Here is an 18,592-nt window from a genome sequence, read left to right as displayed (position 1 = left end):
GCAAGCGGCATTCGTCTTTTTCGGCTCTTCGACATTTAGTGTTGGTAGAGAAAGATACAACTGAAAATTTAGTCATAACCAGTTAGGCAGAGTGCTTAACTGGTTTTTGTTTTACTTGGAAGATCAAGCCTTGAATGAGATAAATTCTTGCTCGAAAGTTATGGAAATTTCGATAGCCGTAGGCTACTCGTTTTATCACTTTTATCTTGTTGTTTGTTCCTTCTAATGCACCATTACTATACCTGGTTTTTAAAGCATATTGAATCCCTAATTTGTATTTATTTAAAAACGTCAGCTTCTTACAAAACCATTGTGGGAGGCGTTGATCTAAGCTGTTGATCGTATCGAAAAAGCTTTGGCTGTCCTTGTGTTTAAAGTGATAGAGGAGGAGCTGACAGGTCTCGTAAGCCCTTGTTAATTGCTCGTCATAACTCAAAAGCTCATCGACGATCGCTTTTTGCGTCATTGGTCTACGAAAGGATCGATCATATTGATAATTGGAACTATCCAGATCATAGGCATGTTTAAGGAGTAATTTCCAGAATCGCTTCAATCGTCGATACTTTGTCGGTTCCGTTTTTTGAAAGCTATTCATTGTTTTAATTCGCAACTGATTTAACGCACGAGTGATTTGTTGGACAATGTGAAAGCGATCGGTCACGATTTTGGCGTTTGGGAAGACCGCCTTTACAAGTTCAAAATAAGGGGCATTCATATCCATCACGACGTATTTCACGTTCGCTCGTGCTTTTCGAGTGAATTTAAGGAAATATGGTTTTAAGAAAGCCAGGCGACGATTCTCCAATACACCGATTAATTGCTGGGTCTGCCCATTCATAAAGACAAAACTCATTTTTCCACTGCAGGACTTCATCGATTTGAACTCGTCAAAACAAAGGACCGAAGGTAATGTATCAAAACGAGGATGATACGTTTTTAAACAGGTGTGCAGGACACGCAGAACGGTTACGTCAGAGACAAAATAGCGATCGGCAATTTCTTTTCTTGTTGTATTCTTCGCCAGTTCCAAGGCAATTTGAACCTTTAATTCCTTTGAAAGATAGCAGTTTTCATCCACCAAATTGGTCTGAGCGTTGAATGTCGACTGACATTCTTTACAGTAAAAGCGCGTACGTACCAAGCGTAATTCTGTTTTGATGTCTCGATAAGGCAAAAGTTGGACTTTTGTTTTATGTGAGCCATTCTTGATGATTCGTCCTTCATTTTTGATACCACATTTACGGCAATGGCTTGGTATATAGCTAAGTTTGGCATGGATAAGATTGGTGCGAAACCCCTCTTCTTCTATAGTCTCTAACCATTCTTCTTCGAAGAATAAATTTTCATCTGTTAAACCTAACAAGTTTCTAGTACAATGATCCATGGAGATATCCTTTCTTGGTGTGGTTTTGTTTTAGTCGACTAAATTCTACCAGTTAGGCTATCTCTTTTTCTATCTTTTTTTACAAAAAAAGTGTCAGTAGAAAATCCGTAGATTTTCCACCAACACTAAATATTGTAGAACCTCTTTTTCTCGTTCATTAGACGTGATGGAAGATAAAAGTAGGGATTCTTGTTATAATAATCAAGGAAGCAAGCAAAAGTCTATTTTCTTTCTTTTGATAATCAAGTATACTTAACCAATTGAGGTGATCTTTGTCAATGGAGCTACAACTAACTAGGAGGACTGGTTTTTATGGAATGGGCAGTCCCTTGGAGGTCATGCAAGGAAAAAAAAGAATCGCTGCCATCAATCATCAGCAAACGATTTTTTTGGGGCTAGCTGAGCAGACGCCGATTCGTGTGCGCATGTTTTTTTTAGAAAGTCAGCCTTTTCAGTTACCAAAAGGCCAATCAGCGCTCAAGCTGGAGGTCGTGATGAATCCTGCGCTTAAAAGAATATATATCGGCTTTTATTTAAGCCTTTTTCTCATGATGGGGGTATTGGGCTTATTATCCATCTCCCTTTACTCGTTGCTTTTTGTCGGTGTGTATTTAGTGGCATATTTTGTCTTTATTTTGATTTATTTAAAAAAAGCGTATCTTATCAAGGAGGTTCCTCATGGCTAGTGGTGCAGATCAATTTTTGAGCAGTTTTAATCGAATCGAAAAGCGGCTTCGTGACGAATTGGATAATCCGCGGAATATGGGTTTTTCTGAAATGGTTCGTCGCTTGTCAAAAAGCAAAAATATCAATGTCAGAAGAGCAGAAGATGATCTATTACAAATGGCTCAGCTGCGCAATGCCATCGTACATGAAAAAATCGGAGAAAACTTTGTCATTGCGGAACCGAATGAATGGGTCGTCAATCGCATCCAAGAAATTGAACGCTCCTTACTGGCACCTGAAAAAGTCATGCCGCGTTTTGCGAAACGAGTGACTGGTTTTGAAAAGCACCTGCTATTACCAGAGTTATTGAAAATCGTTGCCCAAAAGCGCTATTCACAATTTCCGATCTATGATAATGGTCGATTTTTGGGCTTGATCACCTTGCGGATGCTGGGTTACTGGTTAGCGAAAGAAAGCCTCCATGGTGAAATCAAGTTGGCAGGCAGAACGGCAGATGAATTATTAGCAGGAGATGGGAAACGATCAAATTATTGTTTCGTGTCGGCTGAAACGACCATCGTAGAAGTGGAAGAATTGTTTCAAAAAAATGCCCTGCTTGAGGCGGTTTTGATCACCAAGGATAAAAATCCGAATGGAAATCTCTTGGGCATCATCCGTCCACGAGATATTTTTAAAGAAGAAAGAGTGGAAAATTTATGATCGCGTTGTTTTTTTTGTTAAGTGCTGTTGTCATTGGCTTGGATCAATGGCTGAAAATTTGGATCGTTGCCAATTATCAACTGGGTGAAACTCATTCTCTGATCGACAATGTGTTGTCCCTGACCTATCTTCAGAATACGGGCGCAGCTTGGAGTATTCTAGAAGGAAAAATCACCTTTTTTGCGATCATCACCGTTATCGCGGTTGCTGTTGTTGTTTACCTATTGTTTCGCTACCAAAAAAGCAGTCTATGGTTTCGTTTCGGACTGGCGTTTGTTCTAGGTGGGGCGATCGGTAATTTTATCGATCGGTTGCAGCATGGCTTTGTGGTCGATATGTTCCAGCTTGATTTTATCAATTTCCCAATTTTCAATATCGCTGATATGTCATTAGTGTTCGGGGTGATCTTGATTTTTATTTATGCACTGGTAGATGACGAAGCAAAAGGGAAACAAGGAGAATCAAATGGAAAAGCAAATTGAAGTAATCATTAAAGAAGAAAAAGGGCGGGTCGACAAAGTGTTGGCTGAACGCTTGCCAAATCATAGTCGGTCACAAATCCAGCAGTGGCTAAAAGAAGCTGCGGTCACATTGAAGGGCGAAACGGTTCGGGCAAATTATAAGGTAAAAGCAGGTGATCACTTGATCATCCAAGTACCAGAACCTGAAGTTGTAGACTTACAACCAGAAAATATTCCTTTGACGATCGTCTATCAAGATGCTGATGTAGCAGTCATCAACAAACCGCAAGGGATGGTGGTTCATCCATCCGCTGGGCATCCAAATGGCACCTTGGTTAATGCGTTATTGTACCATATGGATGATTTATCCACGATCAATGATGTTGTTCGGCCAGGAATCGTTCATCGAATCGACAAAGATACGTCGGGTCTGTTAATGATCGCCAAAAATGATCAGGCACATGAGTCGTTAGCGAAACAATTGAAAGACAAAACATCGTTACGCAAGTACGTAGCATTGGTTCATGGTACGATCAGCCACGAAAAAGGCACCATCAATGCACCAATCGGTCGCTCAAAAGTCAATCGCAAAATGCAAGCCGTGATCGAAAATGGCAAACCCGCTGTCACTCACTTCACCGTGTTGGAGCGCTTCGAGCAGTTCACCTTAGTAGAACTACAGCTGGAAACAGGAAGAACCCATCAAATAAGAGTCCACATGCAGTACATCGGTTTTCCGCTAGCTGGCGATCCGCTATATGGACCTAAACGCACGCTAAAAGGCAATGGGCAGTTTTTACATGCCAAGCTTCTAGGTTTCACCCACCCAACAACAGGCGAGTCGCTGGTCTTTGAAGCGCCATTACCAGAGCTGTTCGCGGACACGTTAAAAAAATTGCGAAAAAATGATTGATTTTTTTGTGTGAGAACTGTATAGTAATTGTAACAACTAAATAGCTCCTTTAAATGTAGTCCCGTGAGGCTAAGAAGGAATGAGTAAGCAGACGACTCCCGCGTTGGAGATTCGAACCCTTACTAGATGATAACGTGTACCCAAAATCCACAGAATGGGATTTTAGGCAACGATCGGAAAACATGACTCCTACCTCAAGCAGGTAGGAGTTTTTTTATGTTCAAAATTAGGAGGGAATAACATATGGCAGCGAAAGAAGTAGTAGATGCAGTAACAATGAAACGAGCGTTAACGCGGATCACCTATGAAATTATAGAAAGAAATCGCGGCATTGATAACTTGGTGCTGGTAGGGATCAAAACCCGCGGCATCTATATCGCGCAACGAATAGCAGAACGTTTAAAACAACTAGAAGGCGTAGAAGTACCTGTCGGTGAATTGGACATCACCTTGTACCGAGATGACAAAAAGACAGAAGATGATCCAGAGATCCATTCATCAGACATCCCGACTGCCATTGATGGCAAAGAAGTCATCTTGATCGATGATGTCTTGTTTACAGGACGGACGATTCGGGCAGCTTTGGATGCCATCATGGATATTGGTCGACCAAAAAGAATCTCACTCGCCGTTTTAGTTGACCGCGGTCATCGTGAACTGCCGATTCGGGCAGATTTTGTTGGAAAAAATATTCCAACTGCTTTAAGTGAAGAAATTATCGTGGAGATGGAAGAATCAGATGGTTCTGACCGGATCATGATCAATAAAGAAAACGACTAGGAAGAAGAGTGACAGCAACATGCAGAAGCAAGAATTTCGTAATCCAGACGCAGTTTTAGACATCAAAGATCGGCCCAAAGCACTGCCTTGGTTAGGCCTAAGCTTACAACATCTTTTCACGATGTTTGGGGCAACCGTTTTAGTTCCGATCCTCGTTGGGATCAACCCCAGCATCGCTTTAGTTAGTTCAGGTATTGGAACATTGGTTTACTTGGTTACGACGAAAGGGAAGATTCCAGCGTATCTAGGCAGCAGCTTTGCGTTTATCGCAGCGATGCAGATGCTGATGAAATCTGACGGCTACCCAGCTATCGCACAAGGCGCCATCACGACTGGGTTGGTCTACGTGATCGTTTCGATGATCATTAAACGTGCAGGTGCTGCTTGGTTAGATAAGATCTTACCACCGATCATTGTCGGTCCTGTGATTATGGTGATTGGATTAGGGTTAGCCGCTAACGCAGCTCAGAATGCGATGTACAATGACTCAGTCTACGATTTCAAGTACATTCTGGTAGCGTTGGCTACCTTAGGATTAACGATTTTCTTCAATATGTTTCTGCGAGGGTTCTTAGGACTGATTCCGATCCTTCTGGGGATCGTGGGCGGATACTTGATCGCCTTAGCAGCGGGAATCGTCGATGTACAGCCCATCATTGACGCCAACTGGCTTGGCATGCCGAGCTTCGAGATTCCCTTCATTAACTATGAACCAAAACTGTATCTGAATGCGATCACGACGATGGCGCCGATCGCTTTTGTTACCATGACCGAACACATCGGTCATCTGATGGTCTTGAACAAATTAACGAAGCGGAACTTTTTTGAAGAGCCAGGCTTGAACCGAACACTTTTGGGCGATGGTTTTGCTCAAATCGCAGCCGGTCTCGTTGGGGGACCCCCAGTGACAAGTTACGGAGAAAACATCGGGGTTTTAGCAATTACACGGGTCCACAGTGTGTTCGTCATCGGTGGTGCGGCAATTCTAGCCATCGTACTAGGCTTCGTTGGAAAACTAAGCGCATTGATCTTAAGTATTCCTGGTCCAGTCATCTCAGGGATCAGCTTCCTGCTCTTTGGCGTCATCGCTGCCAGCGGGTTGAAAATTTTGATCGACAATAAAATCGATTTTGATCGTAAGAAGAATTTGATCATTGCGTCAGTGATCCTTGTGGTAGGAATCGGCGGGCTTGTCTTCACGGTCGGTACCTTCACCTTATCCGCAATGGCGTTAGCAACTGTCCTAGGAATCTTCTTGAATCTTATTTTACCTGACAGCTCTCGCAGCGAAGAAAAATAACTTGTGACAACTCATCGTTTAAACAGAATCAAAGGAGGAATTCATTCATGATTATTCAATCCGAAAGAATCAGCTTAAAGCATCTTTTGACGGTCGAAGCATTGACAGACCGTGAAGTGATGGGACTCATCCGCAGAGGACAAGAATTCAAAAGAGGGGCGAAATGGATGCCCCAAAAAGAACAATATTTCGCAACAAATCTCTTTTTTGAGAACAGTACCAGAACCCACAAAAGCTTCGATGTTGCTGAGAAAAAACTAGGGATCGAAGTCATCGAATTTGAAGCCTCCACCAGTTCTGTTCAAAAAGGCGAGACCTTGTATGACACGGTCTTGACGATGTCGGCTTTAGGTGTAGACGTTGCGGTCATTCGCCACGGCGATGAAAACTACTACGACTCTTTGATCCAAAGCAAAACGATCCAGTGCAGTATCATCAATGGCGGGGACGGCAGCGGCCAACACCCAACGCAATGTTTGCTAGATCTGATGACAATCTATGAAGAGTTCGGGCACTTTGACGACTTGAAAGTCGCAATCGTAGGCGACATCACCCACTCACGGGTCGCAAAATCAAACATGCAAATGTTGAAGCGTCTCGGCGCGAAAGTCTTCTTCTCAGGTCCAAAGGAATGGTATGACGAAGAATTTGAAGTATACGGTCACTGGATGCCACTCGACGAATTGGTCGCAGAAGTCGATGTCATGATGATGCTTCGTGTCCAGCACGAGCGCCATGATGGAACGGAAAGCTTTTCAAAAGAAGAATACTTAAAAAATCACGGGTTGACCGTCGAACGCGCCGCAAGAATGAAAGAGCATGCGATCATTATGCACCCAGCACCAGTCAATCGTGATGTGGAGTTAGCTGATGCCTTAGTTGAAAGCTTACGCTCGCGAATCATCACCCAGATGTCCAATGGCGTCTTTGTTCGAATGGCAATTCTTGAAGCGGTGTTGAACGGTAAGGCCTAACAGGCAAAAAGGAATGAATTAGAGGAGGAAGTTTACATGAAAACGCTCATTAAAAACGGTAAAATCATCAAAAAAGACAATCACTGTGTTCCTGCAGCAATTTGGATCGAAGACGGAATCATTCGCGGGATCGGTACAGCATTTCCCGAAACAGATTTTGACGAAGTCATCGATGCCAAAGAGCAATTGATCACACCAGGTTTAGTGGATGTTCATGTACACTTCAGAGAACCGGGCTTTGAATACAAAGAAACAATCGAAACAGGCAGCATGGCAGCCGCTCGTGGCGGGTTTACGACAGTTTGCGCAATGCCAAACCTTGACCCAGTTCCTGATACACCAGAAAAATTAGCAGCTGTTTACGAAAAAATCAGCGCAGATGCATCAATCAATGTCTTACAATACGCCCCGATCACCGAAAACTTGCGCAGCGAAACGTTGACGGATGCAGCTGGAATGAAAGCCGCGGGGGCATTTGCCTTAACAAATGACGGTGTCGGGGTTCAGACTGCTGGCACAATGTATTTGGCAATGAAGCAAGCCGCCGAAAATGACTTGGCCTTGGTTGCCCATACAGAAGATGATTCCTTACTCTTTGGCGGCGTGATGCATGCTGGTAAAAAAGCGGAAGAACTTGGATTGCCAGGGATCTTGAGTGTAACAGAAGCTTCTCAAATCGCTCGGGATGTGCTTTTGGCGGAAGCAACAGGAGCCCATTACCATGTCTGCCATGTCTCTACGAAAGAAAGTGTTCGAGTGATTCGAGATGCCAAAAAAGCTGGGATCCATGTGACAGCCGAAGTTTCTCCCCACCATTTGCTTCTCATCGATGAAGATATTCCTGCCGATGAAGGCTTTTGGAAAATGAACCCACCGTTACGTGGGCAAGAAGACCGTGAAGCGTTGATCGAAGGTCTGTTGGATGGCACGATCGATTGTATCGCGACGGATCATGCCCCACATGGCTATGAAGAAAAAATGCAAAGCTTTTTAAAAGCACCATTTGGCATCGTCGGATCAGAATATGCCTTCCAATTGTTGTATACTCATTTTGTGAAAACAGGACGCTTTACCTTGCAGCAGCTAGTGGATTGGATGACCGTGAAACCAGCGTCGCTCTTTGGTCTAAGTGCTGGAACGATGATGGTCGGAGACAAAGCCGACCTGGCAATTTTTGACTTAGAATCAGCTTATAACGTGGATCCTAAGCAATTCCTATCAAAAGGAGTCAATACGCCTTTCGGTGGATGGACGTTATATGGGGATACGAGTTATACATTTGTAAATGGTAAAACAGTATGGCAAAAAGGTGGGCAATAATATGAAGCGTTGGCTTATTTTAGAAGATGGAACATACTTTGAAGGCGAAGGGTTTGGTGCCAGTGTCAATGTTTTTGGTGAGATCGTTTTTACCACAAGCATGACAGGGTATCAAGAAGCCATTACGGATCAAAGCTTTAACGGACAAATCATTACGTTTACGTATCCGATGGTTGGCAATTACGGCGTCAACCGAGACGATTACGAATCAATTTCACCAACTTGTAAAGGGGTTGTTGTGAAAGAACACGCGCGTCTAGCGAGCAATTGGCGGAAACAGCTGACGTTAGACGAATTTTTAAAACGCAAAAATATTCCAGGGATCGCAGGAATCGATACACGAGCGCTGACGAGAAAGATTCGTCAACACGGAACCATGAAAGCGAGTATCGTTGATGCAGGCGATGTCTTTGATCATGCCTTTGATCAATTAAAAGCGGCGGTTTTACCAACCAATCAAGTGGCACAAGTTTCTACCTCAAAACCTTATCCAAGTCCTGGAACGGGTCGCAATATCGTGGTCATCGACTTCGGCTTGAAGCACAGTATTTTACGGGAGTTGTCACGCCGCAACTGCAATTTAACGATTTTGCCATACAATACGACAGCCCAAGAAATTTTAGACCTCGCACCAGATGGTGTAATGCTGACGAATGGACCAGGAGATCCCAAAAGCTTGCCAGAAGCAATTAAAATGATACAAGGGATTCAAGGCAAGGTACCAATCTTCGGGATTTGTTTAGGCCATCAGCTCTTCTCATTAGCGAATGGGGCAGATACCTATAAAATGAAATTCGGTCATCGCGGATTAAACCATCCGGTAAGAGAGATCGCCACTGGTCGGATCGATTTTACTTCACAAAACCATGGCTTTGCTGTGGATGAAGCATCCATCGATCCAGAAAAACTAATGGTAACCCACGTCGAAGTAAACGATGGCACGATCGAAGGGGTTCGTCATCGCCGTTACCCAGCATTCAGTGTCCAGTACCACCCAGATGCGGCACCGGGCCCGCATGATGCAGTCCACTTATTTGACGAATTTTTAGAGATGATCGATGCATGGAAGGAGCAGAACTAATATGCCAAAACGTACAGATATCAAGAAAATCATGGTTATCGGTTCTGGACCGATTATTATAGGACAAGCGGCAGAGTTTGATTATGCCGGTACCCAAGCTTGCTTAGCTTTACGAGAAGAAGGCTACGAAGTGGTGTTAGTCAATTCGAATCCCGCAACGATCATGACGGACAAAGAAATTGCTGACAAAGTCTACATTGAACCAATCACATTTGAGTTTGTCTCACGGATTTTACGTAAAGAACAGCCTGATGCAATTTTACCGACATTAGGCGGACAAACGGGCTTGAATATGGCGATGGAATTAGCCAACTCAGGTATTTTGGATGAATTAGGAATTGAGTTGCTAGGAACCAAATTAGCAGCAATCGACCAGGCAGAAGACAGAGATCTATTCAAACAATTAATGGAAGAATTGGATCAACCGATCCCAGAATCAGAAATCGTGTCAACGGTGGAAGCAGCAGTTGAATTTGCGAAAAAAATCGGCTTTCCAATCATTGTTCGTCCAGCATTTACGCTAGGGGGAACGGGCGGCGGCATGTGTAACAATGAAGAAGAACTTCGCCAAATCGCTGAAAACGGCTTGAAGCTCTCGCCAGTGACCCAATGCTTGATTGAACGGAGTATTGCTGGATATAAAGAGATTGAATATGAAGTGATGCGAGATTCTGCTGACAACGCGATCGTCGTTTGTAATATGGAAAACTTCGATCCAGTCGGTATCCACACCGGCGATTCCATCGTCTTTGCGCCGAGCCAAACTTTGTCAGACCATGAATACCAAATGTTACGGGATGCCTCATTAAAAATCATCCGCGCGTTAAAAATCGAAGGTGGCTGTAACGTTCAATTGGCGCTTGATCCTCATAGCTTCAACTACTATGTCATTGAAGTAAATCCACGGGTCTCACGTTCCTCTGCGTTAGCAAGTAAAGCTACAGGGTACCCGATTGCCAAACTGGCAGCGAAAATTGCCGTCGGTTTAACATTGGACGAAATGAAAAACCCAGTCACAGAAACCACCTATGCAGAATTTGAACCCGCCCTTGACTATGTCGTCGCAAAAATTCCTCGCTGGCCGTTTGACAAGTTTGAAACTGGGGAACGTCGATTAGGAACACAAATGAAAGCGACGGGTGAAGTGATGGCGATCGGTCGTAATATTGAAGAGTCATTATTAAAAGCCGTTCGTTCATTGGAGATCGGCACACACCATATCGAAATGAAAGAATTAGAAGCTCTTTCTGACAATGATCTGATGGAAAAAGTCATCAAGGCGCAAGATGATCGCCTATTCTACGTCATGGAAGCCATCCGAAGAGGGTACACCATCGAAGATTTGAACGAAATGACGAAAATCGACTTGTTCTTCTTGGATAAGATGCTTCACATCTTTGAGATCGAACAAGCATTAGCAAACGAACCACAATCCCTTGATGTGTTGAAAAAAGCCAAGCAAAACGGCTTTACGGATAAAAAGATTGCTGAGCTGTGGGAAACCACGGAAGCTGAGATCCGCACGCTGCGTCATGAGCAAAAGATTTTGCCCGTCTACAAAATGGTAGATACATGTGCCGCAGAATTTGAATCAGCAACACCTTATTTCTACAGCACCTATGAGTTTGAGAATGAAAGCAAGCGCAGTGAAAAAGAATCTGTTCTTGTCCTAGGTTCTGGACCGATCCGAATCGGACAAGGGGTGGAGTTCGACTATGCAACAGTGCACTCGGTGAAAGCGATCCAAGCTGCTGGCTATGAAGCGATCATCATGAACAGTAATCCTGAAACGGTTTCGACTGACTTTTCTATCTCCGACAAGCTGTACTTTGAACCATTGACCTTAGAGGATGTCTTACACGTGATCGACTTGGAACAACCCATTGGGGTCATCGTCCAATTTGGCGGGCAAACGGCGATCAACTTAGCAGAGCCTTTAGTAAAAGCTGGGGTCAAAATCTTAGGCACCAGCATTGAAGATCTTGATCGTGCCGAAAATCGTGATCTCTTTGAGCAAGCATTACAAGCGCTAGATATTCCGCAACCACCAGGGGATACAGCGACGAATGAACAAGAAGCGATCGCCATCGCTCAAGAAATCGGCTATCCTGTTTTAGTCCGCCCAAGTTATGTCTTAGGGGGACGTGCGATGGAAATCGTGGAAAACCAAGCCGATTTAGAAGATTATATGCGTCATGCAGTGAAAGCATCACCAGAACATCCTGTTTTGGTCGATCGTTACTTGGTCGGTAAAGAATGTGAAGTCGATGCTATCTGTGACGGCAAAACTGTTTTGATACCTGGAATCATGGAACATATCGAGCGTGCAGGGGTCCATTCAGGAGATTCAATGGCGGTCTATCCACCGCAAAATCTTTCGGATGAACTAATTGCTACGATCGAAGAATATACCAAACGCTTGGCATTAGGTTTAAATTGTATCGGTATGATGAATATCCAATTTGTCATCCATGAGAACAAAGTGTATGTCATTGAAGTAAATCCTCGTGCTAGCCGAACCGTACCATTTTTAAGCAAGGTAACAGAGATCCCAATGGCCCAAATTGCCACGAAGGCGATTCTCGGGGAAGAGATCACAGCGTTAGGTTATCAAGACGGACTTGCGCCAACGCCAAATGAAGTACACATCAAAGCACCTGTCTTCTCCTTTACAAAACTTTTAAAAGTCGATACTTACTTAGGCCCTGAAATGAAATCAACGGGTGAAGTAATGGGATCAGACAAAGATTTGGCAAAAGCACTTTATAAAGCTTTTGAGGCATCAGGCCTGCATATTCCTGAATTTGGAAAAGCACTTTTCACCGTTGCAGACGAAAGCAAAGAAGAGGCAGCAGCACTGGCAGCGCGTTTCGTAGAGGTCGGCTTCACCTTATTGGCTACCAATGGAACCGCCGATTACTTTGAAGAAAAAGGACTACAAGTGACTCGGGTTGCCAAGATTTCCGAACAGCAAGCAGAAGAAACGGTTGTTGATTTGATCCGTAAAGGAACGACCCAAGTTGTAGTCAATACCATGGACAAAGATCGCCAAAATGCAACGGAAGACGGATTTATCATCCGCCGAGAAGCGGTGGAACATGGTGTACCGACCTTTACTTCTCTTGATACAGCGGATGCGATTCTAAAAGTGATGGAATCCCGCAGTTTTTCAACAAAAGCAATTTAACGCAGATAAAGGAGTTTTTTGATGAAGCAAGAAATCATGACCATCAGCAAACAGCGTCAACTGGCACCGCGGATTTTTGAAATGACATTGACGGGTGAATTAGTCAATGAGATGAGGACCCCAGGGCAATTTCTACACCTGCGGGTTCCTCAAAATGCCTTTCTTCTTCGCCGACCGATCAGTATCAATCATATTGATGCTGAGAAAAAAGAATGCCGAATCATTTATCGGGTCGAAGGAGATGGCACAAGAATTTTTTCAGAAATGACTGTTGGTGATCCAATCGATGTGATGGGGCCGTTAGGAAATGGGTTTCGCTATCATCATTTAAACCAGGGGGACACTGCATTTATCGTAGGTGGCGGTATCGGTGTACCGCCGCTCTATGAATTATCGAAACGCCTGACACAACAAGGCGTCCACGTCATTCACTTTTTGGGCTTTGCCAGCAAAGACGTCATGTATTATGAAGAGGAATTTCGCGCACTGGGAGATACGAGGATCGCTACCGATGATGGCAGCGCGGGTTTACAAGGAAATGTTGGCAACCTGTTATTAGCTGCAGAGCAAACACCTGCGGCGGTCTTTGCTTGCGGAAATAACGGTCTTTTAAAAACCACCGCCCAGCTTTTCGAAGACCTTCCAGATGTTCAATTATCCATGGAGGCGCGAATGGCTTGCGGGATGGGTGCCTGTTATGCCTGTGTTTGCCATACGAAAGATGATGAACAAGGCACAAAAAGTGTCAAAGTTTGTGACGAAGGGCCTGTATTTCAGGCGAGAAAGGTGGTCATTTAATGTCGATCAATGTCGAGCTACCCGGATTGAGTCTAAAAAATCCGATCATGCCTGCCAGCGGCTGTTTTGGGTTTGGTGCAGAATATGATAAATATTATGACATCAGTCAATTAGGTGCGGTGATGATCAAAGCGACTACACCTGAACCACGTTTCGGCAATCCGACCCCAAGGGTAGCAGAAACGCCTAGCGGTATGTTAAATGCCATCGGGTTGCAAAATCCTGGGTTAGAAGCGGTCATGAATCAAATTTTACCCGACTTGGCTCAAAAACACCCCGATTTGCCAATCATCGCGAATGTTGCCGGTTCGACCGTCGAAGATTATGTTCTTGTGTGTCAGGAAATCAGTCAGGCAGAAAATGTCAAAGCGATCGAATTGAATATCTCTTGCCCGAACGTCAAGCATGGCGGCATCACGTTCGGAACCGATCCTGCGGTTGCTGGTGCATTGACTGAAGCGGTCAAAAAAGTCTCGCAAGTGCCGATCTATGTCAAACTTTCGCCGAATGTGACGGATATCGTCCCAATTGCACAAGCGATCGAAGCAGGCGGCGCCGACGGGTTTACGATGATCAATACACTTTTAGGCATGCGGATTGATCTAAAAACACGGAAACCAATTTTAGCTAACCAAACGGGGGGCTTGTCTGGTCCGTCAATCAAACCAGTGGCGATTCGCCTGATCAAACAAGTGGCGCAAGTTTCTCAATTACCAATTATTGGCATGGGGGGCGTGATGTCAGTGGATGATGTCCTTGAAATGTATCTGGCAGGTGCTAGTGCTGTTGCAGTCGGAACCGCAAACTTTACCGATCCTTACATTTGCCCAAAGTTGATTGAAGAATTGCCTATACGAATGGCAGAATTAGGAATCCCTTCTTTGGAACAGCTGATAAAAGAAGTGAGAGAGGAGCACATGTGATGAGTGAACGGCCAATTATTGCCTTAGATTTTCCTAACAAACAGGCTATTGAAACTTTTTTAGCGCATTTTCCTAAAGAGGAAAAGTTGTTTGTGAAAGTGGGAATGGAGATTTTCTACCAAGAAGGACCAGCGATCGTTACTTGGTTAAAAGACTGTGGTCATGATATTTTTTTAGATTTAAAACTACATGATATTCCCAATACAGTAGGACGAGCAATGGAACGCTTAGCTTCTTTAGGTGTGGCTTTGACGAATGTTCATGCAGCCGGTGGGATCGAAATGATGACTGCTGCTAAAAAAGGCCTGCAGCAAGGAACCCCCGCAGGGCACAAAGTTCCTGATTTGATTGCAGTTACCCAATTGACCTCCACTAGTGAGGCACAAATGCATCATGATCAGCAGATCATGACGTCACTGCAAGAAAGTGTCATCCATTACGCCACTTGTGCCCAAAAAGCTGGGTTAGACGGTGTTGTTTGCTCCGCTCACGAAGCAAAGCAGATCAAACAAAGGACAACGGATGCCTTCATACGCTTGACGCCTGGTATCCGACCAGCTGGCAGTGAAGTTGGTGATCAAAAACGGATCATGACACCTGCACAAGCTCGTAAAGCAGGGGCTACCATGATTGTTGTGGGACGTCCAATCACCCAATCTAAGGCACCGTATGAAAGTTATCTGCAAATAAAACAAGAATGGAAGGAAGCTAGCCAATGAAAGAACAATCCAATCAAATCGCCAAAGATCTTTTAGACATCGAGGCGATTTTCTTACGACCGAATGAACCATTTACTTGGGCAAGCGGCATCAAAAGCCCTATTTACTGCGACAATCGAATCACTATGAGTTATCCACATGTACGTCGCGCCATTGCGAAAGGCTTAGCTGCAGTCATCAAAACGACTTACCCAGAAGCAGAAGTGATTGCAGGGACCGCAACAGCTGGGATTCCCCATGCTGCATGGGTCGCTGAATTGTTAGATTTGCCAATGGTTTATATTCGCAGCAAAGCAAAAGAACACGGTAAAGGCAATCAAATTGAAGGGCGTATCCAACCAAATCAAAAAATGGTTGTCATTGAAGATTTATTGTCAACAGGTGGCAGTGTCTTAGAAGCTTGTGAAGCAGCCAAAAGAGAAGGAGCCGATGTATTAGGCGTCGCTGCGATCTTTACTTACGAGCTGCCTCAAGTCCAAGAAAATTTTGATCAAGCAGGTTTATCCTATGTGACTTTGACAAACTATACAGCGTTGATCGAGTCGGCTTTAGAAACGGGTGCTATTCAAGAATCTGATGTTGCCCTGTTACAAGAGTGGCGTAAAGATCCTGCTGCTTGGTTGAGTGAATAAGGAATTGAAATAAGAAGCGGATATGTGAGGGAATGACCAAGCATATTCGTTTTATTTTTACCTATTTTCTGATAGCATTGGGAGAAAGTTTTTTGATAGGAAGGGCTATACCTTGCTGTCAACTTGAATTAGGAGGCTGTTTTTTTTTGAAAAGAAATATGGACGTTCCCTGGAGTTATTCCGGAGACAATGGACCTGAACATTGGCACACTTTGTGCGACTGGTATGCACAAGGTGCCGAATTTCCTTACCAATCCCCAATCGCTTTAGTCCACGATGAGACCGAAGAACCCATCGATCAGGACTTGGCTTTTCACTATAAACGAGAGCGGTTCACGGAAAAAGAATTCAAAAATACGATTCACTTCGTTCCTTATAACAAAGAAAGCTATGTCACATTTAAAGGGATCAACTACTATTTGACGGATATTCATTTTCACATGCCGTCTGAACACATTATCGATGACGAGCAGCAAGAGTTAGAGTTTCACCTCGTTCATATGAATGATGATGGAGAAAACTTGGTGGTGGGTATCTTATTCAAACTGACGGATAAACTCAACTGGATCTGCAATCAGCAAGACGACAGCATCTGGGACTTTGAGAACCACACCCAATGGTTTGATCCGAGCATGTTCTTGCCAGAACGCACCCACCATTTTCATTATGTTGGTTCCTTGACGACCCCACCAACGAAAGGGCCAATCAACTGGTTTGTCTTTGACTGGATTGGGGAGATGAGCCGTCGCTTCATTTTAGAATTCCGCGAAGAAGTATTAGAAAATAATAATCGCCCATTGCAAGACCGCAAAGATCGGCCTATTTATTTCTATTGATTTATAAAAATGGTTCCTTTTACGTATTTTTTCTCGGACTTCTCTTCTGATTATCCTATAAAACCCGACGTAGTGGGAACCTTCAAGCAATACAATAGTTTAAAAACGAACGGAAAAAAAGACGAAAATCCTCGTCTTTTTTTATTTTCATAGGTATCGAGCACAAAGGCTATGCTAAACTAATCAATAAGCAGGTTTTAATTATTTGGTTTATTGTGAAATGAAACACAATTAAATCAATTGAAAAAGAGCAGACACGGTAAAGCTTTTTTAGCGAATTATTTTATAGTAAAAGAAAGGAAATTCATATGCATGCATGGGAGGCAATCCAAAAATCAATCGATTATATTGAAGACAATCTTACCGAGCCATTAGAGATCGAAACGTTGGCGCAAGTTGCATCATTGTCCGTTTTTTATTATCAGCGCTTATTCACTCGTTTGGTTAAAATTTCTGTTAGGGAATATATAAAACTGCGTCGTTTGGCAAGAGGTGCGCTTTTATTGAAAAACCAAAAGAAGCGAGTCATTGATGTCGCTTTTGAAGTCGGCTTTAGCAGTCATGCCGTTTTTTCAAGAACGTTTAAAACGGTCTATAGAATTTCACCCTCGCTTTATCAGAAAAAGCCCATTGGCTTACAAAACTTTGATAAGCCAGATCTTTCATTAGGCTATATTGTGACGGAAGAGGGTATCCCATTGATCAGTGAAGGGGTTGTTTTAGAAATCCAGAAAAAAAGCAATCCGCATCCACTGGTCTTCTATGGGATCGTCGGTTACTACCCATTCAACTATGGGAAAATGCTAGGGCAACGAACAGGGATCGACCCGATTGAAGAAATTTGGCATGAATTTCTTCAAAAGATTGCCAATCAACCGGGAAAAGCCAACTACCAGATCGGTGTTTCGTTTCCAGGAGATGCGCCAGAAGGCTATTCGAGTTACTTTGTTGGCCAAGTAGGTGATGACTCACAGGGATCGACCTTCAGTGAATGGACGCTACCGGCTCGGGATTACGTTGTTTGCAGTTTTGATACGATTTCAGAGCAACTGATCATCAATATGGGGAAGGCGATGCGCTATACCCGTTTCTGGTTAAAGAAAAATGGGTGGATTGCTGAGGATTTTTTCCCTGAGCTATATCAAAAAAAAGAAAATCAGGTCGTTCATGTTGAATTATGGATTCCTTTTAAAAAAAGAAGTGAGATGTAAGGAGGAACAGTACAATGACTCAGTTTGAAGAAGGAGTAAAACTACTTGAAGAAAAATTCGGACATTTTAAAGACAATGTGATCGCCCTTGCCACGGCTGCTTGTAACGAGAATGACAAGGGAGGAACACAGCCAGTCGTCCGAGAAGTAGATGCTTTTTATGAAGACGGCGTTTTTTACGTGACAACTCATGAGCAATCAAACAAAATGAAGCAAATCAGTAAGAATTCAGCAGTTGCGATTGCTGTCAGTGGTGAATGGTTTACTGCGATCGGTCAAGGAGAGAATTTAGGGTGGGTACTAGACCCTAAAAATGCAGAATTAAGAAGCAAAATTCGCAAAGCCTTTGTCTGGTACGACGAAGTCAACAATGAGAATGATAAAGGCTGTTGTTTTCTAGCGATCCGTTTGACCAAAGGAACGTTGAATATCAATCACTGGGAAAAGCTGTATCATTTTGATTTTGAGAAGAAAGTCACTATGGAGGATGGCGGGATTTATTAGCCAGCAGAGCCTATTAGCCGCAGGTGCTGTTCAATTGCCATTCTAGCGGATCTAGCAGATATGTCGATGGCTGAATTCTGAGAAGGCTTGCCTTTTGTGATTCAAGCTAAGGAAAATTGTTGCTGAAAGAGCAGTAGAGAAAACGAAAAGCATAAAAACCGATCACAAACGCGTGCCTCTTCGC

Annotated in this window: 18 protein-coding genes; 17 read left to right on the top strand and 1 reads right to left on the bottom strand. The window is 43.6% G+C overall.

From position 1 onward, the window contains the following. Window positions 1–82: 82 nt before the first annotated feature. Window positions 83–1,384: an ISL3 family transposase gene (locus tag IGI71_RS08690; protein WP_201705159.1), complete on the bottom strand. Its 1,302-nt coding sequence runs from the start codon at window positions 1,382–1,384 to the stop codon at window positions 83–85. Window positions 1,385–1,662: 278 nt separating this feature from the next. On the opposite strand from IGI71_RS08690, the gene IGI71_RS08685 reads away from it, so the two are divergent. From IGI71_RS08685 to IGI71_RS08605, 17 genes are all read left to right on the top strand, one after another. After that, window positions 1,663–2,070, top strand: coding sequence for a hypothetical protein (locus IGI71_RS08685; RefSeq protein WP_074933801.1), 408 nt, complete (start codon window positions 1,663–1,665; stop codon window positions 2,068–2,070). Beyond that, the gene (locus IGI71_RS08680) at window positions 2,063–2,770 is read left to right on the top strand and encodes a CBS domain-containing protein (RefSeq protein WP_325843691.1); all 708 of its coding nucleotides are present in this window, start codon (window positions 2,063–2,065) and stop codon (window positions 2,768–2,770) included. Before IGI71_RS08685 ends, IGI71_RS08680 begins: the two co-directional genes overlap by 8 nt. Next, window positions 2,767–3,252, top strand: a complete 486-nt coding sequence (lspA, locus tag IGI71_RS08675; RefSeq protein ID WP_005226122.1) for a signal peptidase II — start codon at window positions 2,767–2,769, stop codon at window positions 3,250–3,252. Before IGI71_RS08680 ends, lspA begins: the two co-directional genes overlap by 4 nt. Further along, the gene (locus IGI71_RS08670; RefSeq protein WP_218213390.1) at window positions 3,236–4,144 is read left to right on the top strand and encodes an RluA family pseudouridine synthase; all 909 of its coding nucleotides are present in this window, start codon (window positions 3,236–3,238) and stop codon (window positions 4,142–4,144) included. The genes lspA and IGI71_RS08670 overlap by 17 nt, the downstream gene beginning before the upstream one ends. A gap of 243 nt (window positions 4,145–4,387) precedes the next feature. Then, window positions 4,388–4,924: a bifunctional pyr operon transcriptional regulator/uracil phosphoribosyltransferase PyrR gene (pyrR, locus tag IGI71_RS08665; protein ID WP_005231374.1), complete on the top strand. Its 537-nt coding sequence runs from the start codon at window positions 4,388–4,390 to the stop codon at window positions 4,922–4,924. Between the two features lie 19 nt (window positions 4,925–4,943). Continuing rightward, window positions 4,944–6,224: a solute carrier family 23 protein gene (locus tag IGI71_RS08660; RefSeq protein WP_016609310.1), complete on the top strand. Its 1,281-nt coding sequence runs from the start codon at window positions 4,944–4,946 to the stop codon at window positions 6,222–6,224. Between the two features lie 47 nt (window positions 6,225–6,271). Beyond that, on the top strand, window positions 6,272–7,198 hold the full coding sequence (locus IGI71_RS08655) for an aspartate carbamoyltransferase catalytic subunit (RefSeq protein WP_005226118.1): 927 nt from the start codon (window positions 6,272–6,274) through the stop codon (window positions 7,196–7,198). 36 nt (window positions 7,199–7,234) lie between these two features. Then, window positions 7,235–8,518 (top strand): dihydroorotase, encoded by a 1,284-nt coding sequence (locus IGI71_RS08650; RefSeq protein ID WP_016609311.1) that lies wholly within the window; start codon window positions 7,235–7,237, stop codon window positions 8,516–8,518. 1 nt (window position 8,519) lies between these two features. Beyond that, window positions 8,520–9,599: a carbamoyl phosphate synthase small subunit gene (locus tag IGI71_RS08645; RefSeq protein ID WP_010748372.1), complete on the top strand. Its 1,080-nt coding sequence runs from the start codon at window positions 8,520–8,522 to the stop codon at window positions 9,597–9,599. A 1-nt stretch (window position 9,600) separates the two neighbouring features. Beyond that, the gene (carB, locus tag IGI71_RS08640) at window positions 9,601–12,786 is read left to right on the top strand and encodes a carbamoyl-phosphate synthase large subunit (RefSeq protein WP_010748371.1); all 3,186 of its coding nucleotides are present in this window, start codon (window positions 9,601–9,603) and stop codon (window positions 12,784–12,786) included. 21 nt (window positions 12,787–12,807) lie between these two features. Then, window positions 12,808–13,584 (top strand): dihydroorotate dehydrogenase electron transfer subunit, encoded by a 777-nt coding sequence (locus IGI71_RS08635; protein WP_005226114.1) that lies wholly within the window; start codon window positions 12,808–12,810, stop codon window positions 13,582–13,584. Then, window positions 13,584–14,507, top strand: coding sequence for a dihydroorotate dehydrogenase (locus IGI71_RS08630; RefSeq protein ID WP_005226113.1), 924 nt, complete (start codon window positions 13,584–13,586; stop codon window positions 14,505–14,507). The genes IGI71_RS08635 and IGI71_RS08630 overlap by 1 nt, the downstream gene beginning before the upstream one ends. After that, window positions 14,507–15,226: an orotidine-5'-phosphate decarboxylase gene (gene pyrF, locus IGI71_RS08625; RefSeq protein WP_142967393.1), complete on the top strand. Its 720-nt coding sequence runs from the start codon at window positions 14,507–14,509 to the stop codon at window positions 15,224–15,226. The genes IGI71_RS08630 and pyrF overlap by 1 nt, the downstream gene beginning before the upstream one ends. Further along, window positions 15,223–15,858: an orotate phosphoribosyltransferase gene (pyrE, locus tag IGI71_RS08620; protein ID WP_005226111.1), complete on the top strand. Its 636-nt coding sequence runs from the start codon at window positions 15,223–15,225 to the stop codon at window positions 15,856–15,858. The genes pyrF and pyrE overlap by 4 nt, the downstream gene beginning before the upstream one ends. Window positions 15,859–16,016: 158 nt before the next feature. Further along, the gene (locus tag IGI71_RS08615) at window positions 16,017–16,694 is read left to right on the top strand and encodes a carbonic anhydrase family protein (RefSeq protein ID WP_017144366.1); all 678 of its coding nucleotides are present in this window, start codon (window positions 16,017–16,019) and stop codon (window positions 16,692–16,694) included. A 308-nt stretch (window positions 16,695–17,002) separates the two neighbouring features. After that, complete coding sequence (locus IGI71_RS08610) at window positions 17,003–17,905, top strand: AraC family transcriptional regulator (RefSeq protein WP_115232326.1); 903 nt, start codon at window positions 17,003–17,005, stop codon at window positions 17,903–17,905. Between the two features lie 14 nt (window positions 17,906–17,919). Then, a complete protein-coding gene (locus tag IGI71_RS08605) occupies window positions 17,920–18,408 on the top strand; it encodes a pyridoxamine 5'-phosphate oxidase family protein (RefSeq protein WP_430616343.1) in 489 nt (162 codons plus the stop codon). Window positions 18,409–18,592 lie beyond the last annotated feature (184 nt).

The organism is Enterococcus sp. DIV1279b (assembly GCF_050531515.1).
Lineage (GTDB): Bacteria > Bacillota > Bacilli > Lactobacillales > Enterococcaceae > Enterococcus_D > Enterococcus_D casseliflavus.
This window is presented reverse-complemented; position numbering and strand designations above follow the sequence as displayed.

What these genes read in the sequence shown, in the direction of transcription:
- IGI71_RS08690 (WP_201705159.1), bottom strand. Translation starts at nt 1,384, where the DNA reads ATGGATCATTGTACTAGAAACTTGTTAGGTTTAACAGATGAAAATTTA.
- IGI71_RS08685 (WP_074933801.1), top strand. Translation starts at nt 1,663, where the DNA reads ATGGAGCTACAACTAACTAGGAGGACTGGTTTTTATGGAATGGGCAGT.
- IGI71_RS08680 (WP_325843691.1), top strand. Translation starts at nt 2,063, where the DNA reads ATGGCTAGTGGTGCAGATCAATTTTTGAGCAGTTTTAATCGAATCGAA.
- lspA (WP_005226122.1), top strand. Translation starts at nt 2,767, where the DNA reads ATGATCGCGTTGTTTTTTTTGTTAAGTGCTGTTGTCATTGGCTTGGAT.
- IGI71_RS08670 (WP_218213390.1), top strand. Translation starts at nt 3,236, where the DNA reads ATGGAAAAGCAAATTGAAGTAATCATTAAAGAAGAAAAAGGGCGGGTC.
- pyrR (WP_005231374.1), top strand. Translation starts at nt 4,388, where the DNA reads ATGGCAGCGAAAGAAGTAGTAGATGCAGTAACAATGAAACGAGCGTTA.
- IGI71_RS08660 (WP_016609310.1), top strand. Translation starts at nt 4,944, where the DNA reads ATGCAGAAGCAAGAATTTCGTAATCCAGACGCAGTTTTAGACATCAAA.
- IGI71_RS08655 (WP_005226118.1), top strand. Translation starts at nt 6,272, where the DNA reads ATGATTATTCAATCCGAAAGAATCAGCTTAAAGCATCTTTTGACGGTC.
- IGI71_RS08650 (WP_016609311.1), top strand. Translation starts at nt 7,235, where the DNA reads ATGAAAACGCTCATTAAAAACGGTAAAATCATCAAAAAAGACAATCAC.
- IGI71_RS08645 (WP_010748372.1), top strand. Translation starts at nt 8,520, where the DNA reads ATGAAGCGTTGGCTTATTTTAGAAGATGGAACATACTTTGAAGGCGAA.
- carB (WP_010748371.1), top strand. Translation starts at nt 9,601, where the DNA reads ATGCCAAAACGTACAGATATCAAGAAAATCATGGTTATCGGTTCTGGA.
- IGI71_RS08635 (WP_005226114.1), top strand. Translation starts at nt 12,808, where the DNA reads ATGAAGCAAGAAATCATGACCATCAGCAAACAGCGTCAACTGGCACCG.
- IGI71_RS08630 (WP_005226113.1), top strand. Translation starts at nt 13,584, where the DNA reads ATGTCGATCAATGTCGAGCTACCCGGATTGAGTCTAAAAAATCCGATC.
- pyrF (WP_142967393.1), top strand. Translation starts at nt 14,507, where the DNA reads ATGAGTGAACGGCCAATTATTGCCTTAGATTTTCCTAACAAACAGGCT.
- pyrE (WP_005226111.1), top strand. Translation starts at nt 15,223, where the DNA reads ATGAAAGAACAATCCAATCAAATCGCCAAAGATCTTTTAGACATCGAG.
- IGI71_RS08615 (WP_017144366.1), top strand. Translation starts at nt 16,017, where the DNA reads ATGGACGTTCCCTGGAGTTATTCCGGAGACAATGGACCTGAACATTGG.
- IGI71_RS08610 (WP_115232326.1), top strand. Translation starts at nt 17,003, where the DNA reads ATGCATGCATGGGAGGCAATCCAAAAATCAATCGATTATATTGAAGAC.
- IGI71_RS08605 (WP_430616343.1), top strand. Translation starts at nt 17,920, where the DNA reads ATGACTCAGTTTGAAGAAGGAGTAAAACTACTTGAAGAAAAATTCGGA.